Genomic DNA, 14,217 nt, shown 5'->3' with positions numbered 1-14,217 from the left:
CTACAATGAGAGGAAGCATGTCTCATTGAATTGCGATTCGGAGCGGGCGTTATGGTTTATAGAGCTAATAGGATTGCTACCGCTTTGGCGTTCTCGCTAATCCTTGGCGCCTGTGGAGGATCATCTCCCTCTGGTGAAAGTGGAGATGGAGGCAGCGATGTATTGCTTCCGCCGGCGAGGATTGTTTTAGCTGGCACCATAGGTGTTGAGGCCAACACACGGGTTGACGCTGACACTGCAGATGGCCTCGTTCTTGGCGAACTCCCGTTGACGGAGCCCCAGTTGCTGCCTGCCTCCTTTATTCTCGCTGGGTATGTAAGCTTTAGGGACGAGTCCCGCGGCACCAATAGTCCTTTTGATGATTTCCCGAAGGACCCGGAGGATCAGTTTCGGGTGCCATTTGAGCCGGGAGAGCGTTTGTCACTGCGCACCTTCAGTGAGATGGCTGGCGGGCCTCTGGTAACACTGGCGCTACGCCGTCTGGATGGGACAGAGCTGGAATCGCAGACAACGGACCCGATTAACAAGATGTTTTCTGCCAGCGTCAGTCTGCCAGCCACGGAGGAGGCGGGCGACTATCTTGTGGTGGTTTCTGCAGATGATTTTGACCCTCCGCCAGTCCGTTATGTACTTTCGAAAACAGCCGGTGCGCAGTCTTTGGCATTGAACCTTGACTGGCCCGGGCACGCCTTTGTTCCAGGAAGAGCTGTTGTTGCCATGGCTGATTATGCAGGCACACCCATGTCTGCATCTAACCAGGTTGCGGGCAATGTAATCCGGGCACTGGATCATCAGCATTGGCTGGTAACTATGCCCGCCAGTCGTATGTCCAGGCAATCAGCAAACGAACAGAATACTCTTGACTGGATTGATACGCTGAGACAACAGCCCGGAGTTGTGAGTGCGACACCTGACTATATAGTGTCGGCTCAAAGCCCCATGAATGAGCCCCTATATCCCAAACAGTGGCATTATGACCTGATCAATTTGCCTGCTGCATGGCAGCTTGTTCCCGGTGGAGGCGCCGGCGTTAAAGTGGCGGTGCTTGATACTGGGCTGTTCAGAGACGGGCGGGGCTGGCACCCGGATATAGCAGCCAATGTTGTTATCCAGATACCTGCCGGAGCAGACTTCGTATCAGCAGAATTCGACAATGATGTCCCGCCCGGCCGGGATGGTGACCCGAGGGATCCAGGCAATGCTGCGGGTAACAACGTGTTTCATGGGACTCACGTCGCAGGCACGGTCGTTGCCAATGCCACGAACCAGCTCGGTGGAACGGGCGTAGCCTTTGGCGCCGAACTGCTTCCAGTCAGGGTTTTGGGGGAAGGTGGTATAGGATCATCCACGGACCTGATTAATGCGATCCGCTGGGTTGGTGCTGGCACACCGGTGAAGGCAGACATCATTAATTTAAGTCTTGGCGGTTTGCCCGAAATACCCGCGTTGCAGAACGCTATTGATGAAGTTGTCGCTAATGGCGTGATTGTGGTGGCTGCGGCTGGCAACCAGGCAAGCTCTTCCCCAGCCTATCCAGCTGCTGCGGAGGGTGTGTTTTCTGTAAGCGCAGTGGATGCTGGTGGCAGCCTCGCCGGTTACTCCAATTTTGGCCCCTGGATTGATCTTGCAGCTCCCGGAGGCGATGTGCGCAGGGATGCAAACCTAGATGGCTTGGCTGATCTGGTTATCAGCTCCAGTGCTAGTCTTGGCCCCGACGGGTTTGAGCCGGATTATACAGGGCTGCAGGGTACTTCTATGGCGGCTCCGCATGTTGCGGGTGTTTTTGCCCTCATGAAGAGCCTCAAGCCAGATCTCAATACTGGAACATTGGTTTCCTGGCTTGCAGGAGGTCAGCTCACCACGCCTGTTCCCGGCGGCAGGTCAGGTGCCCTCGGGTACGGCACTATCGATTCGGCCAAGGCGGTATTGGCTGCCATCGATAATCCCTCTATTACCATACTGTCCGCGTCGCCTGCGGCAATCAGCCTGTCGTCGGAAACAAGGCTATCTCAGACTGTTGAGTTGCTGGTGCTGGGTGACCAAACCAATAATCTGGTGATTAATCCGGCCATAGCGAGCCCGGCATGGCTTGATGTGACCCTTTCGGCGGTGCGGCCATTTTCAATTACAGTGACGCTTAATGAGCAGGCACTCGAAGAGGATGTTCCGGTACGCACCAGTCTGGAGGTGAACTACACAACCGATAGCACCAGAGTTCTTCACATTCCTGTGGTGGCTGAGCTGGTAACGGATGAAAATGCACGCAATGCGGGAAGGCACTTTGTATTGCTGGTATACACTGAGCCCAATGAACAAGGTCAGCTTGAAGCCGCTGCTCAGGTTTCCATGACTGCCGTAAATGGAACCTATCAGTTTGGTTTTCGTCTGAATGACGGAACGCAGGGCGCAAGCTTTGCGGATGTGCCCCCAGGCGATTACTATCTGGTCGCAGGCTCAGATCTGGATAATGACGGTATTATTTGCCAGTCGGGAGAGGCATGTGCAGAGTACCCGGTCACCGGCATGCGAGAGGTGATTACTGTCGATGAGAATACCGATCTGAAGGATATCCGTATGGCGACAGGCTATTTTCGCCCAACTATTTCCACAGCAACACCTGATGTACTGCCTCGTCCCGGATTTACCGGTTACAAACTGAAAATGCCACATTCGCATGGCGTGGCTGCACCCAAAAAAATCGGAGTTGAACGTTGATAGCAGTATTCAGAAAGGTGCTGGCAGGAGCGCCGTTGGTTACTTTGCTGACAGGGTATTTGTTGGCTGCGGGATGTGCATCTTCAGACGTTATTGAAACGGGGCCCGATGAGCTTTTGGCTCGGCAGGTTATCCAGTCCGCCCATTGCGGCCTGAGTGGCCCCGGACTGGCCTATGTTCAGACCCCCGAACGATTACAGCAGTTACTCGATCTGCCGGCTCAGAATATAGCCGTCCAGCAGCTGCGACAGGTGGACCTTGAAAAGGAACATCTGCTGTTTATTACCTTGGGCGAAAAGCCAACGGGCGGCTACAGTGTCAGCCTGGTTTCGGCGAAAGCTGAGGGCACCGGAAGCCCGCTACGGCTTGCTGTTGCCGTTCGCTCTCCGGCGCCGGGAACCATGACCACTCAGGTTATTACGTCGGCCTGTGTGGTGGTGGCGGTTCCAGCGCATGACTGGCCGGAAATCCGGGTGTCAGGCATTCGGGACAAGGATTTGGTTTTAGCGCCCTGAGACGGCTTTTTCTGCAATATTTATCGGCGTTTCGTCCAGCGCCGGTAAACCCTTCAAGAACTCAAGAAGTAGAACCGCTAAAGCAGGGTATAGATCGCTAACGGTACTAACCTTCTCGCAGCGCGCCGCAAATGCAGGCAGCCAGTTCAGCAGCTCTTCTTCAATAAAGGCTTTTATCTGATCCAGAGTAGGCCCGGATTCGGGCTTTTCTGCTTTGTTCAGAAAGGCGTCGAATCCTTCACCCAGATATTCAAGCATCACTGATAGGTGGTCGGATGGCTCCCGGAAGTCTGCCGAAACTTCTTGCTGGCTTGCGGCCAGCCGTTCCTGCATGCGTTCCTGCGGCTCAGCAAAAAACCGATTGCCCTCAGAGCTGTAAAAAGACGCATAAGGAGGGGCGCTGTTTTGCCCATCCATCAGGAACATGGCGGCGAAATCTGCCGCCAGTTCCAATCGCGAGTGTGATAGCAGAGTCAGGCCGGTAAATGCGTTGCGTAGCCGTTGAACAGCACTGGCAAGCCCCGGCAGCTCTGCCAGCGAGGAGAGGACGGCATCGCCTTCCCCCCGTTGGTACGCCAGTAACTGCTCCTGGGTCAGCTCGACCGCAAACAGGCCAGCAAACCAGTTGCAGAGCGCAGGATGGCGCCAGTCTGCATTCATACTTCGACCTCAATAGGGCCGCCAAACGAGGTGACTGCCGGTGCAGCTCCCTTGAACTTCTCCATATCAACCAGGCAAGTATTGGCACTGGTAGCCTGGGACAACCGTGAGGTGCCTATGTCCATGGTCAGGGTGTTGGGGTCGCCGTATGTGTCCAGTGAACCGATACTGGCATCTTCCGGGCCGTACCACGCGCCTTCCTGAATACGGATTACGCCGGGCGGGAAGTTGTCGGAGACTACTGCGCCAGCCAGCAATTGGCCACGGTCGTTGAACACGCGCACCAGATCGCCGTCTGCTATGCCTCGGGCTTTTGCATCTTCCGGGCCCATAAATACGGGTTCACGCCCCTGAACAGTATAAGTGGCACGGAACTCTTCCGATTCGCACATTTGTGAGTGCAGGCGGTTGTCCGGATGCACTGATTGCAGCCACAAGGGGAACTTGTCAGAGCCCGGGCCACCGTGTGATCTCTCGGCTTTCTCCATCCAGCTGGGATAGGCCTTGCAGTCGTCATAGCCGTAGCGGCCGATTTTTCGGCTACTGATTTCAATAAAACCGGAAGGAGTACCCAGCGCGTTCAGTTCCGGGTCTTCCCGGAAATCTGCGTGCCGCACCCAAGGCTTGCCAGCCCCAAAGTCGACATAGCCAGCTTCCCAGAACTCTTCGAATTCCGGCATTTTGAAGCCGGCTTTCTGGTTTTCATCCCGGCAGGCATTGTATAGATGGCGCAGCCACTGACCTTCGTCCATGCTGCGACGGTATTCTTCATGGCGACCAAAGCGGCGGCAGAGTTCTGTGAATATGTCGAAATCCGTGCGCGAATGGAACAAAGGGTCCACCAGCTTATGCATGGCCAGCAGGCCGCGGTTGCTGTAGGAGCCGTAAATATCGATATCGTTGCGTTCAAACTGTGTACATGCGGGCAACACCAAATCCGAGAAGCGGCAGGTGGCGTTCCACGCAAAATCGATGGTAACCGCAGTCTCCAGCTTGCGATAAGCCTTCTTCATGCGGTTTCGATCCTGATGGCGATGCCATGGGTTACAACCACTGAAGACCACCATACGAATTTCGGGGTAGGTGACTTCGCTGCCGTTGTATTCGATTTTCTCTCCCGGAGACAGAATGCTGTCAACCCAACGCGCAATCGGAATGGTGCTGCTTGCACCTTTGTAATCCATGCTTGGGTGTTTGGGCTCTTTACCCGCATCAATGTTGCGCGGGAAGGCTCCTGGCGCACTGGCACCCGAGGCAGATACTCCGATTGAGCTGTAGTGGTGGGCGTAGCTGATGCCGCCGCCTGGCAAGCCAATCTGGCCGAGCATGGTGGCGATAACAGCACCCATCCAGTAAGGCTGCTCGCCATGCTGTTGACGCTGAACCGCCCAGCCAAAGAGAAGCTGTGTGCGATCCGAAGCCAGCAGGCGGGCAAACTCACGAATTTTGTCTTCATCTATCCCGCAAATGGCTGACGCCCAGGCCGGGGTTTTCTCAACCTTGTCGTCGGTTTCGCCCATCACATAGTCAATGAAGTCTTTGAAGCCCAGCGCGTAGGTTTCGATGAACTTCTTGTCGTAGAGGTTTTCACTATACAAAGTGTGGGCGATGCCCAGCATGAAGGGTACGTCGGTCATCGGATTGACGTATAGCTGCTCGCAGCCCAGATAGTTTTGGGTCTTGGAGCGAACCGGGTCGACGCTGATTACACGGATACTACCGTCGGCAACCTTGCCTTTCAGTTGTTCCAGATACTCGTAGGATTCGTGGGTTTCGCAGTTCCAGCCAACCTGCAGGTTTTTGACCGGGTCATTGGCCCACAGAATGATGGTTTTACTGTTATCCAGAATCAGCGGCCAGGATGTGCCCTGGCTGTAAACTTCAGTAGAGCCTAAAACATAGGGCAGAATGCCCTGGGCAGCGCCGGTGGAGTAGTCGCCAATTGTTGCGACTGAGTTGCCATGCATGCCGAGGGCTCGAGCCATGTGGTTACCGCAGCTGTGCACCTGTCCGGTCTGACGCCATCCGGTGGAGTGGTGCAGGGCAGCCGGGCCGTGGGTGGTTTGCACCCGCTCCAGCTCTTCATAAAACAGATCAAGGGCTTCGTCCCAGGTCAGTCGCACAAAGCGGTTGTCGCCACGCTGAGTGCGGTCGCTGTTCTCGCGATTCTTCAGCCAATCGATCCGGGCCATGGGGTATCGAATGCGGGAAGGGTTGTAGATAACACCCATCACGCCTTTGATCATCTCAGTCGGGTACTTGTCCTGCTCAAACGGCTTGATTTCAGCAACCTTGCCGCCTTTCACCAGTGCCTTGATAGCGCCCCAGTGTGAGCCGGTGGTTTTCCAGGACCCCTCAGCAGATACGGCAGCTTCGGCTGCCCGCATTAACAGGCCCGGGCCGAGCATGGCCCCTGCTGATACGGAGGCCAGTCCTTGCATAAATTGTCTGCGTGTAATCGCCATGGTATGCCTCAAAAGTCAGTGTGCGTTCTCAGCAAAATCGGAAGAGTGCAGCTGCAGGTACTTCAGTACCAGCGCTTGGGTCTCTGCGTTCATATTGGTGAAACCGACCATGCCAGAGAACATTGCTGGCCAGGTGTTGGCGTCAAAATGTGCAGGTGCGGGCTCGCCATGGCAAACGCTGCAGCCATCGGAATATGTCTGGTCAGCATAGCCCCAGAGCGCATCACGATCTGGGAGAAGACCGCCCTTTTTCGCCCACAAGGTAATGTCTGCCTGCTCCCAGGAGAGGCCTGTTAAATCGTCCACTTTGTTTTCGCCCACATCGAAACGGGCGTCGTCAGTGGCAACATCTTTTTCGAGAACCGCACTGGCTACGTTAAGGCCGAAGCCTTCGTACATGATGCGGCCGAAACCTTTCTGTTTGCGCCATCCAGACACCTGAACTTCCAGAGCATCACCTTTGGTGCTAATCAGGTTTACAGACGAGGCAGGATCTAGGTAGCCAGCCAGGTTCTGTAGTTCGGGGTCTGTGTAAAGATCAACTGATGTGACCGTGTAATAGGTTTCTCCGGTTGACAGGCGCGCGCCAGCTGCCTGCTCCATCAAGCGTGCAAGTGCCGGGTCAACTCCGGTGTTCATCTCTTTGGGCAAATTGTGCGCAATACCTTTGTGGCAATCGAGGCAGCTTTGGTTGCGTTCAGCAGCGGGCTTCATGAAACGGCGGGCTTCGTCGCCCATCTTGTCCCAGTCCATGCTGTCGTAATCGTGACAGTTGCGGCATTCCAGCGAATTGTTGGCCGAAAACCTGGCCCACTCATGCTGGGCAAGCTCCAGGCGTTTGGCTTCGAACTTTTCGGGGGTGTTGATGGTGCCAAAGATGGCGCCCCACACCTCTTTACTGGCTTGCATTTTCCGCGCAATCTTATCTGTCCAGTTGTGCGGAACATGGCAATCAGGGCAGGTAGCGCGAACCCCCGTTCGGTTTTCATAGTGCACAGTGTCCTTCAGCTCTTCATAAACGTTGTCTTTCATTTCATGACAACTGATGCAAAAGGCTTCGGTGTTGGTTACCTCCAGAGCTGTGTTGAAGCCGCCCCAAAAGATAATACCGGCAACGAAACCAGTAATGATGACCAGCCCCAAGCTGATGTGGACTGGCGGGCGGTTGAGAATTCGCCAAAAGGATTTTATGCGCTTTAACATGAGGTTCTGCCCGAGTCAGATTTTTGTAGTTTGTAACCGAAGTGGTTGGTGGTTGGATTCATGGGTGGCCAGGGGGACCGAAGAACATTTGTCCAATCCAAACAGCAAAACCATAGCCACCCACAACGGCAACGGAGGTTGCTGGCAGGATTACAAAAGTCACCATTAATAGAGCCCGCCACTCCCGGGCTTTGGTTATTGGTGCACCATCTTCATCGGTCGTTGCCGAAGTAACAGGCTGATCGCCCATGACCATACTCCCTCTATATTATTTATATGCTCTTTCAACTCTGCGCTTATAACAGGGGAGTGTAGTTGATATTTGTCATTTATTCGCCGTGATTGTTGAGTCGTGACTGTTTCACCAAAGTATGGCCTTGGTGCAGGAACCGCAATCAGCCGTTGATCTTTGGCCGCGAATCCATAAGCTATGGGAACGAATTTTTCTTCCTGCGGAGTCACGTCCAGCCTATGAGTGAGCAACAATACAACGCCGATGCCATTGAAGTACTGAGTGGCCTGGATCCAGTGCGTAAGCGCCCTGGTATGTATACAGACACCAGTCGCCCGAATCACCTGGCCCAGGAAGTCATCGATAACAGTGTGGATGAAGCTCTGGCTGGCCACGCTCGCCGCATCGATGTGGTGCTTTATACCGACGGATCCTTGAGTGTTGAAGACGATGGCCGGGGTATGCCGGTTGACCTTCACAAGGAAGAAGGGCTGTCCGGCGTTGAGTTGATCCTGACACGGTTACATGCAGGCGGTAAGTTCTCCCAGGGTAACTACAACTTTTCAGGTGGCTTGCACGGTGTTGGGGTGTCGGTAGTTAACGCACTGTCAAAACATCTTGAAATCAGCGTAAAACGCGATGGCCAACTCCACCACATGACCTTTGCCAATGGCGAGAAGGCCACTGAGCTGGAAGTTATCGACACAGTTGGTAAGCGAAATACAGGCACACGCATAAAATTCACGCCGGATACAAAGTATTTCGACAGCCCGAATTTTTCTGTGAGCCGCCTGCGCCATAACCTGCGTGCCAAAGCGGTGCTTTGCCCTAGCCTGACAGTAACCTTTACGCAGGAAAAAACTGGCGAAAAAGATGAGTGGTTCTACGAGGAGGGGCTTCGTGATTATCTACGCTCTGCCTTGGTAGATGTAGAGGTGGTTCCTCTGGAACCCTTTATCGGGAGTTTTTCCAGTAAGAATGAAGCGGTTGACTGGGCTATTCAGTGGCTTCCGGAAGGCGGCGAAGCGGTCATGGAAAGTTATGTAAACCTGATTCCAACCATTCAGGGAGGCACCCATGTAAACGGCCTGCGTACCGGGCTGCTCGAAGCCATGCGGGAATTTTGCGAGTTCCGCAGTTTGCTGCCAAGGGGCGTCAAGCTCTCTCCCGAGGATATCTGGGAAAAAGCGGCTTACGTGCTTTCCTTCAAGATGCAAGAACCGCAGTTTTCAGGGCAGACCAAAGAGCGTTTGTCGTCGCGGGAGGCTGCAGGTTTCATTTCCGGTGTAGTCAAGGATGCCTTCAGCTTATGGCTGAACCAACATACTGATGTGGCTGAAGTGCTGGCGGAGTTGTTTATCAGCAATGCCCAGCGCAGGCTCAAGGCCAGCAAGAAGGTGGCCCGTAAAAGAGTAACATCCGGCCCGGCTTTACCGGGAAAGCTGGCGGACTGCTCTGGTGGTGATACCGCTCGCTCTGAACTGTTTCTGGTTGAAGGGGATTCTGCTGGAGGCTCTGCAAAACAGGCCCGCGATCGTGAGTTTCAGGCGGTGATGCCATTGCGCGGTAAAATCCTGAATACTTGGGAAGTAGATTCCAGCGAAATACTGGCTTCCCAGGAGATCCACGACATTGCTGTCGCCATAGGCGTAGACCCCAACTCGGATCAGCTTGGGGGCCTGCGTTATAACAAAATCTGCATTCTTGCGGATGCTGACTCTGATGGCCTGCACATCGCAACCTTGTTGTGCGCTCTGTTCCTCAAGCATTTCAGGCCCGTTGTTGCTGCAGGCCATGTGTTTGTCGCCATGCCACCGCTTTACCGTGTGGATCTTGGTAAGGAAACTTTTTATGCCCTCGACGAGCATGAGAAACAAGGAATACTGGATCGTATTGAAGCCGAGAAGCGCAAAGGCAAGATTTCGGTAACCCGCTTTAAAGGGCTGGGTGAAATGAACCCGTTGCAACTCCGCGAAACCACCATGGCACCCGATACTCGTCGTCTGGTTATGCTGACCATTGAAGAGGGTGACGACACAGACAGCCGAATGGACATGCTTCTGGGCAAGAAGCGGGCGTCAGATCGGAGAGCCTGGCTGGAGGCCTACGGCAACATGGCGGATGTTGGGGGTTAGTCGATCGATATTCTATTTGGACCTATAAAAAGACATCGTTATTCTTTTTAATTTGTCTTGAGGCTCGTTATCCTGCCGGTTTTATGATCGGGAAATACCGTAATGGACTGGCAGGGATGGTTTGCGCTCGGCATGGCCGGCGCCGCGCTTATACTTATGAGCTCAGGACGCTATGCGCCCCACCTGGTTCTGATGGTTGTGCTTATTGCGCTCAGTGCCAGTGGCATTATTTCGGCTGGTCAGGCCCTTTCGGGGTTTAGTAATACAGGCCTGATCACTGTTGTAGCTCTATTTGTGGTGGCAGCAGGTATTCATCATTCTGGTGGGGTCGATTTACTGGTCCGGCACCTGCTCCGAAACCCCAAAACTGTTCGCTCAGCGCAAGCGCGCATCACTCTGCCGGTTGCACTGCTGAGCGGCTTCCTCAACAACACCCCCGTTGTGGCAACCATGATTCCGGCGGTTCATGCCTGGTCCAGAAAGATCGGCATCGCGCCCTCCAAACTGATGATCCCCCTTAGCTATTCCGCCATCCTTGGTGGCACGCTCACCATGATTGGCACCAGCACCAACCTGGTCGTTAACGGCCAGTACGAACAGCTCACTGGTGGCCCCGGGCTGTCCATTTTTTCGATCACCGCGGTTGGTTTGCCTGTGGCAATTCTGGGTATTGCCGCAATCCTTCTGTTCATGCCTCGCGCTCTTCCAAATCGTGAAGATCGGCACAAATTTGGCTCCATGAGGGAGTTCACTCTCGAGGTGGCGGTTGCCATTGATGGGCCACTGGTTGGTAAAACGGTAGGTGAGGCGGGCCTGAGGGAGCTGGACCGGCTCTATTTGGTTGAGATAGAGCGTGATGGCAGCGTAGTGACTGCGGTGCCATCCGAAGAGCGCCTGTGTGGTGGCGATCGCCTTGTGTTTGCGGGGGATACCCAGGCAATCTCCGATCTGCTTCGGATTAACGGTATTGTGCCTTCAGAGCACGCAGATGAGCCCAGCTTGAGTCAGCATCGCGCTGAACGCTGTCTGATGGAGGCGGCCCTGTCTCCGCAATCAGAAGTGCTGGGATTAACCATTCGTGATGCGCGGTTCCGGGAGCGCTACGGGGCCGTTGTTTTGGCTGTTGCCCGGGGTGGTGCCCGAGTATCAGGGAATCTGGGTAATATTCAGCTCAAGCCCGGCGACGTGTTGTTACTGGAGGCCCGGCCCGCGTTTGTAAGTCGCCAGCGTTACAACAAGGATTTTCTGCTTATTAACGACCTGGAAACCGAGGCGCCCAGACACAATCGTGCCTGGCTGTCCTGGGGGATCCTGGTTGTGCTGGTGGGGCTGGCAGCTTGCGGTGTTCTCAGCATGCTGAATGCCGCGTTACTGGGCGCAGCGCTGATGATTATGACTGGCTGTTGCTCTGTAGGGCAGGCACAGAAGTCCGTGGACGTTCCGGTGGTGCTTACTATTGCGGCTTCCTTTGCACTGGGTGCTGCATTGCAGGAGACCGGGGCAGCCACATTCCTCGCTGGAGCGATTCTCGGCCTGAGCAAAGGGCATGTTTTACTGGCTCTGTTTCTGGTTTATTGTTCTGTATCGGTGCTTACAGAGGTGATCACTAATAACGCAGCAGCTGTATTGGTCATTCCGGTGGTGCTATCAATGACCAATACGATGGGAGTTGCGGCTGAGCCTTTTGTGATTGCGGTAATGATGGCAGCTTCGGCCAGCTTCGCCACGCCTTTGGGGTATCAAACCAATATGATGGTGTTCGGCCCCGGGGGGTATCGGTTCGGGGACTTTGTGCGTGTTGGTTTGCCGATGAATGTGTTTATTGGGCTGGTGTCTGTGGCGGTGATTGCGATGGTGTACGGAGTCAGCCCGGGTTAATGGTCGTTACTGCGGGGCGTTGGCCAGAATATCGCAGCAAAGCACCCTCTGCTTGTCGTGATGAGTGAAGCACAATGACAGGGTGACGCACATATAAGCGCCGGTTACACAAAGATAGGGAGCGGTAACGTGGAGTTTGCCAGGCTGAGCCAGCGCCTGGCGAAGATACTGTTGCCTGTACCAGTCTGCCTTGCTGGTGCTTTCCAGCGGCTTGAAGCGCGGATCCAGCCCCCGGCTTCCTGTATCCGATATCAGTGTATCTTCTATCTGAACCCCTTGACTATCTGCCAGGTAACAGCGTGATACCGGGCGGTGATTCAGCAAATCCCTGCACGCTTGTGCCATACAGGTGTCAGCCTGCAGCAATTTGGTGGCGTTTTGAAAATCGTTCCAGAAGAAGTCTGCCAAATAACGGGTCGGGTCCTGGGTGATTTGATGTCTTGCTTTGTAGTCCTGCAGCAGTTGATCGAAATCCGTCGGTGCATTAGAAAGGCTGGCCAGATCTGTACTAGGCCGGCAGAAGTAGAATCCCTGAACAAAGTCCACGCCAGCATCGATAGCAATCATCGCCTGATCGCTGGTCTCAACACCTTCCAATAATACCAGGCACCCGGATTGATGCAGCAGCGAAACAATGCCGTTCAGAATCTGTCGTGCCTTATGGTCTTCAGTGGCTCGCGTCAGTAATTTACGATCCAGCTTTACTATGTCGGGTGACAAGTTCCAGATTCGTTCAAAATTCGAGTGTCCAGCGCCAAAGTCGTCAATGGCTGTAAGACAGCCAAGCTCACGATAGTAGGCAACGGTGTCGCGTAGACGATCTGCGTCGTCTGTTGGCTGTTCAACAATCTCGATGACGATCCGGTGGGGTGGGAGCTTCGTTTTTGCCAGCAGGTTGCCAAAAAAAGAATCTGCTTGGCTGCCGCTGGTTACAGCCCGGGGAGAAACGTTCAGGAACAGCCAGTTAAGCTGGTCTTCGATGCCGCTGTAATTCTGCATATGCAGGTATCGGCAAAGCCGGTCAAGCAGAAGGTTTTCTGCATCAGACGATGGAAGTTCAAAGAGGTGTATGGGCAGAACGTTCGAGAGGTCCGGGTCCTGCGCCCGTATCAGCGCTTCGTAGCCAATGGTTCGCTTGTGAGAAATGCTGTAGATCGGCTGGAGGGCCGTTCTCAAGGTAAGTCCACGAAAGCCCGCTGTCCAGGAATCGCCATCTCTGCGGAGCATCGGTGATATCAGATCAACCTCGGGATCCGCCAGCGTTTCCGGGATTGCTTCAGGCTGCATAGTGTATTTTGAATCATTGAACGAATACATCAGGTGCTACTGTAAAATCGCACTTGAACGATCACTGACCAGTGTTGGCTATGAACTGGAAAAGCCAGAGTAAACTGATAGTTGGAGGGAGGTTGCCAAAAAAAGAATGGCATTACCACTGTTTCATGAATAAATTTGAAACAGGTTGTAAGCTTTGTGGAGTCTGCACTGTTTAGCGGTGGTTTTGGCGGCTCTTTAAGACAAGAGCCGCCAAATAATCAGTTGTTGCTCGGGATTACAACAGATTCGTCGAATTCAAGTTCCATGTCGTGTTCTCCATGATCAATGTAGCCCCCGAAGGGGTGTTTCAAATGTGGAGTAAGTGTAGTTGATACAAGGAATTCGACAATGCGTACAATCCGAACGCGACCAAAGTCAAGACTTTTTTAAAGTGGATTTGGCTTGATCAAAATTTCTGATGATGGGGCGCAAAACATTCCGATTTCATTTGAGGGTGCTGCTTCCTATACTTTAGCTCTCAAACGTTCAGTGTGGATAAGGAGGCCCTGGTTGCTATGCAAATAAGAAATACACCCGCCGGTTATGGTTGGCTAGCCATAGTTGCTCACTGGCTTGTTGCTGTGGCAGTGCTGGGTTTGTTTGCTCTTGGTTTCTGGATGGTTGACTTGTCCTACTATGACGAGTGGTATCGACGCGGTCCGGACATTCACAGAAGTGTGGGTATTTTACTGTTTGCTCTGGTGATATTTCGGTTGCTTTGGCGGTTATTCACCCCATCACCGGAATCAATTCCTGCGCACAAGCGTTGGGAGGTTCTGAGTGCTCGTGCCGCTCACGGTCTATTGTATGTCCTGATATTTGTCGCCATGGTGAGCGGCTATCTGATTTCAACCGCTGATGGTTCATCCATCAGCGTATTTGGCTGGTTTGAAGTGCCATCCGTCACCGGCCAAATTAAAGGGCTGGAGGATACCGCCGGGTTGGTGCACTACTGGAGTACCTGGGCATTGGTTGGCCTGGCTGCTTTGCACGCCGCTGGTGCGTTGAAGCACCATTTCATAGACCGGGACGAAACCTTGCGTCGGATGTTGGTTCCGGCGCGTGGGGATGATTGAACATTTCTGTTTACTTAAGAG

At 53.9% G+C, this 14,217-nt stretch carries 10 protein-coding genes; 5 read left to right on the top strand and 5 right to left on the bottom strand.

Features of this window, described 5'->3' with window-relative positions; translation table 11 throughout:
- Positions 1 to 84 precede the first annotated feature (84 nt).
- Together FE848_RS09665 and FE848_RS09660 are read left to right on the top strand one after the other, a co-directional pair.
- Positions 85 to 2,715, top strand: coding sequence for a S8 family serine peptidase (locus FE848_RS09665; RefSeq protein ID WP_200202594.1), 2,631 nt, complete (start codon positions 85 to 87; stop codon positions 2,713 to 2,715).
- The gene (locus FE848_RS09660; RefSeq protein ID WP_200202593.1) at positions 2,712 to 3,230 is read left to right on the top strand and encodes a protease complex subunit PrcB family protein; all 519 of its coding nucleotides are present in this window, start codon (positions 2,712 to 2,714) and stop codon (positions 3,228 to 3,230) included. Before FE848_RS09665 ends, FE848_RS09660 begins: the two co-directional genes overlap by 4 nt.
- On the opposite strand, the gene torD is transcribed toward FE848_RS09660, so the two are convergent.
- From torD to FE848_RS09640, 4 genes are read right to left on the bottom strand one after another with little or no spacing between them, the layout of a single operon-like run.
- A complete protein-coding gene (torD, locus tag FE848_RS09655) occupies positions 3,219 to 3,890 on the bottom strand; it encodes a molecular chaperone TorD (protein ID WP_200202592.1) in 672 nt (223 codons plus the stop codon). The genes FE848_RS09660 and torD overlap by 12 nt on opposite strands.
- Entirely contained in the window at positions 3,887 to 6,355 is a 2,469-nt protein-coding gene (gene torA, locus FE848_RS09650) for a trimethylamine-N-oxide reductase TorA (protein WP_200202591.1), read from the bottom strand. The genes torD and torA overlap by 4 nt, the downstream gene beginning before the upstream one ends.
- Positions 6,356 to 6,370: 15 nt before the next feature.
- Positions 6,371 to 7,558, bottom strand: a complete 1,188-nt coding sequence (torC, locus tag FE848_RS09645; protein WP_200202590.1) for a pentaheme c-type cytochrome TorC — start codon at positions 7,556 to 7,558, stop codon at positions 6,371 to 6,373.
- Between the two features lie 58 nt (positions 7,559 to 7,616).
- Positions 7,617 to 7,808, bottom strand: a complete 192-nt coding sequence (locus tag FE848_RS09640) for a periplasmic nitrate reductase, NapE protein (protein WP_200202589.1) — start codon at positions 7,806 to 7,808, stop codon at positions 7,617 to 7,619.
- Positions 7,809 to 8,029: 221 nt separating this feature from the next.
- Between FE848_RS09640 and parE the strand changes: the two genes are divergently transcribed.
- Both parE and FE848_RS09630 read left to right on the top strand, forming a co-directional pair.
- Positions 8,030 to 9,925, top strand: coding sequence for a DNA topoisomerase IV subunit B (parE, locus tag FE848_RS09635; RefSeq protein WP_200202588.1), 1,896 nt, complete (start codon positions 8,030 to 8,032; stop codon positions 9,923 to 9,925).
- Positions 9,926 to 10,027: 102 nt separating this feature from the next.
- Positions 10,028 to 11,803 (top strand): SLC13 family permease, encoded by a 1,776-nt coding sequence (locus tag FE848_RS09630; RefSeq protein ID WP_200202587.1) that lies wholly within the window; start codon positions 10,028 to 10,030, stop codon positions 11,801 to 11,803.
- A gap of 6 nt (positions 11,804 to 11,809) precedes the next feature.
- Here the strand turns inward: FE848_RS09630 and FE848_RS09625 are convergent, their stop codons facing one another.
- A complete protein-coding gene (locus tag FE848_RS09625; protein ID WP_227715272.1) occupies positions 11,810 to 13,090 on the bottom strand; it encodes an EAL domain-containing protein in 1,281 nt (426 codons plus the stop codon).
- Positions 13,091 to 13,635: 545 nt separating this feature from the next.
- Between FE848_RS09625 and FE848_RS09620 the strand changes: the two genes are divergently transcribed.
- Positions 13,636 to 14,196: a cytochrome b gene (locus FE848_RS09620; protein ID WP_200202586.1), complete on the top strand. Its 561-nt coding sequence runs from the start codon at positions 13,636 to 13,638 to the stop codon at positions 14,194 to 14,196.
- Positions 14,197 to 14,217 lie beyond the last annotated feature (21 nt).

Origin of the sequence: Marinobacter sp. 1-3A, from assembly GCF_016597775.1 — a bacterium.
GTDB lineage: Bacteria > Pseudomonadota > Gammaproteobacteria > Pseudomonadales > Oleiphilaceae > Marinobacter > Marinobacter xiaoshiensis.
This window is presented reverse-complemented; position numbering and strand designations above follow the sequence as displayed.

What these genes read in the sequence shown, in the direction of transcription:
- FE848_RS09630 (WP_200202587.1), top strand. Translation starts at nt 10,028, where the DNA reads ATGGACTGGCAGGGATGGTTTGCGCTCGGCATGGCCGGCGCCGCGCTT.
- FE848_RS09625 (WP_227715272.1), bottom strand. Translation starts at nt 13,090, where the DNA reads ATGCAGCCTGAAGCAATCCCGGAAACGCTGGCGGATCCCGAGGTTGAT.
- torC (WP_200202590.1), bottom strand. Translation starts at nt 7,558, where the DNA reads ATGTTAAAGCGCATAAAATCCTTTTGGCGAATTCTCAACCGCCCGCCA.
- parE (WP_200202588.1), top strand. Translation starts at nt 8,030, where the DNA reads ATGAGTGAGCAACAATACAACGCCGATGCCATTGAAGTACTGAGTGGC.
- FE848_RS09640 (WP_200202589.1), bottom strand. Translation starts at nt 7,808, where the DNA reads ATGGGCGATCAGCCTGTTACTTCGGCAACGACCGATGAAGATGGTGCA.
- torD (WP_200202592.1), bottom strand. Translation starts at nt 3,890, where the DNA reads ATGAATGCAGACTGGCGCCATCCTGCGCTCTGCAACTGGTTTGCTGGC.
- FE848_RS09620 (WP_200202586.1), top strand. Translation starts at nt 13,636, where the DNA reads ATGCAAATAAGAAATACACCCGCCGGTTATGGTTGGCTAGCCATAGTT.
- torA (WP_200202591.1), bottom strand. Translation starts at nt 6,355, where the DNA reads ATGGCGATTACACGCAGACAATTTATGCAAGGACTGGCCTCCGTATCA.